At 58.1% G+C, this 2,493-nt stretch carries 3 protein-coding genes and 1 tRNA gene; 3 read left to right on the top strand and 1 reads right to left on the bottom strand.

The features are described 5' to 3' along the window. The 3 genes from EH55_RS14490 to EH55_RS12060 form a co-directional block, all read left to right on the top strand. A partial coding sequence (locus EH55_RS14490; protein ID WP_037978259.1) for a hypothetical protein occupies positions 1-354 on the top strand: 354 nt, incomplete at its 5' end. Positions 355-376: 22 nt separating this feature from the next. Further along, positions 377-1,381: an AcrVA2 family anti-CRISPR protein gene (locus tag EH55_RS12065; protein ID WP_037975510.1), complete on the top strand. Its 1,005-nt coding sequence runs from the start codon at positions 377-379 to the stop codon at positions 1,379-1,381. Next, a complete protein-coding gene (locus tag EH55_RS12060; protein ID WP_037974966.1) occupies positions 1,378-2,016 on the top strand; it encodes a helix-turn-helix domain-containing protein in 639 nt (212 codons plus the stop codon). Before EH55_RS12065 ends, EH55_RS12060 begins: the two co-directional genes overlap by 4 nt. A gap of 208 nt (positions 2,017-2,224) precedes the next feature. On the opposite strand, the gene EH55_RS12055 is transcribed toward EH55_RS12060, so the two are convergent. Beyond that, positions 2,225-2,300: transfer RNA gene (locus EH55_RS12055), tRNA-Ala, on the bottom strand. Positions 2,301-2,493 lie beyond the last annotated feature (193 nt).

Raw genomic sequence — 2,493 nt, 5'->3', positions numbered from 1 at the left:
ATCACGAAGTGGAACGCGCTCGTTCGCGAGAAGAAGTCGCCGATTATCCGCCTGGGGTCAGGAGAKGCGCGTCGCTGTGGGCTGCTGAAAAAGCTGGCGGTAGTGCACTGGGCACAGCTCAGCCTGAATGTATGGAGAAACGAGATATATAGAGAGAAGATGGAAGAACTTCCACGCGACATGGAACCAGATGCCCGCGAAAAACTCGCCCGCTCGTGGCACTGGATATTCTGCTGGCTGTATTACGACTGCGTCGACGAAGCCGCCGACACGACGAAAATCATAACGCCCGAAGAGATGGAGAACCCCGTGGATTACTCGCCGCTTTTCGGCGAGTACGGCTATCGGCTATAGCCCAATGTAGGAGGAGGGCAACATGATCGAAAAACCGCGTCCCGTCGCAATCCTCGAAACATTCGAGGCGCGCGCGAAACACATGCAGTTTCAGGGGCGGCCCGTGCGCTCCTTCTGGGAGAGCATCGAGCGGGCGGCGGGGCTGCCCGCGCATATGGTGCCGATGGCGACATGGAACGCGGCGTGGCGCCCGACGGACGGAGGCGATGAAGACGACGCGCGCATGGCGGCAGACATCGCCTATCACCTCGCGCAGTGGCGGCTGTCGAAAGGGATATACCGTTTCGACCCAACGCTGTTGGACGAGCTCGCGTCCGGCGGCGTGCCGGAAAATACGCCGTGCGAAATATTCGCGCGCCTGCCGGAGCCCAGCATATGGGTAGAGACGGCGGGGCGATGCCATCTCGACGGATTCTTCGCTCGCCTGTGGAGCGACGACGGAGAAGGCGGCGCGCCGTCACGTCTGATGCTGCTGTGCGACATCGGGCTTGGCATGCCGTTTCCGCATACAGTTCTCTTCGGCGAAAGCGTCGGCGAAAACATAAGAGGCATAATAGACTTCTTGGAAGCGAACGGCGGGGTGTATCTCCAGATGGACGCGCTGCTGCGTTTCGTTTTCACGCTGCTCGCCTATCTGTGCAGCGACGAGCCGGACTACGACGACGGGCGCGTCCCCCCGCCGCTGAAACCGCCCGCAAGACTGAAAGGCGGGCGCAGAATGTGGCTGCCGCGCCCTGCTCCGACAGAATGGGGCGTCGGCGCGCGCATCGGCGCCGCCATACGGTCATTCGCGCCGCCGACGGAAAGCCGCGGGCATACCGGCGACGGAACGCCGACAGGGCGGACAGTGCGCCCGCATATCCGCCGCGCCCATTGGCACGGTTTTTGGACGGGCGCGAGAAAAGAGCCGGAAAAGCGGCGCTTCGTACACCGTTGGATACCGCCGATCCCGATAAACGTCCGACCGGACGACGAACTGCCGGCGGTGATACGGGCGGTGAAGAAAAATAAAGGAGAAGCAAAATGATAAAGTATTTTCCAGTTTCAGCGTTAAGCGACAAAGATAAAAAAATAATCATAAAGAAATTCCCGCTCGCCGGCACGCCGGCCGAAGCGGATTATACCGGCGACGGTACAGTGTTTCTCGTCGTCGTGCAGGGGCGTCCCGCGAAAATGTTCTACCCGCTCAAAAACAGAGAGGGGACGCCGGAGCTGCCGGAGGAGTTCTTCGTGAACATACACCCTGAAGCGGAGGGGCTGACCAACATCTATCTTGGCAGGGTGTCGGGCGGCGTATTTTTCGCCATGCGCCGACTTGAGGAAAAAGAAAAATCCTCCGTAACTGATGAATACATGTCCGTCTCCAGCGCGGCGCAGATTATCGGCGTCACGCGGGCGCATTTGTCGCATCTCTGCGCGAAAGGCCGCGTTCCCGGCGCCCAGCGCATCGGGCGCTTCTATCTCGTGCCGCGCGAATGGGTGGCGGCGCGCGTGCTGGCTCGAGTCGGCAGCGTCACGCGCGCCGAAGCGGCACGGCGCCTGGGCGTATCCCGCCAGTATGTAGGGCAGCTCGTTCGGTCTGGCAAGCTGGAAACCGCCGACGATGGGCGCGTAATACTGGACTCGCTTGCGCGCCTGATGGCGGAGCGGGAAGGAAAATAAAATCGGGGCGGAATCTCCTTCATTTAGAGGTGTTGATTTTCTCAACGGCCTCTTTTTTCTTTTCCTCATAACCACGAGAGCGATTTCTCCTATGTAAAACTATAGTAAGCATAAAAAACTGACGGTAGAAAACACGGTAGAAAAAAGAAAAAATCTATTGAAAATAAAAAGCGCCGGCGCGAAAAGCCACGCCGGCGCTTAATCTTCATGGTGGAGATAAGGGGATTCGAACCCCTTACCTCTTGAATGCCATTCAAGCGCTCTCCCAACTGAGCTATATCCCCATAGACAACGTGAGAAATTATACAGACTCCTGCCGGCGCTGTCAAGAATTTTCTGTGCGGCCGGCGGCGGTTGATTGCAAAAGCTAAACTCTACCCCCAAAGGCTTAGGGCGTTGCGTCAGCTTCTGCAAGTGAAGCGAATTTTCATTCGCTCCTTTTGCCTTTTTTGAAGCGTTAGTTTCGCAGCTCTTGGT

The organism is Synergistes jonesii, assembly GCF_000712295.1.
GTDB lineage: Bacteria > Synergistota > Synergistia > Synergistales > Synergistaceae > Synergistes > Synergistes jonesii.
The sequence above is the reverse complement of the archived record's forward strand: the minus strand, read 5'-3'. Positions and strand labels throughout refer to the sequence as shown.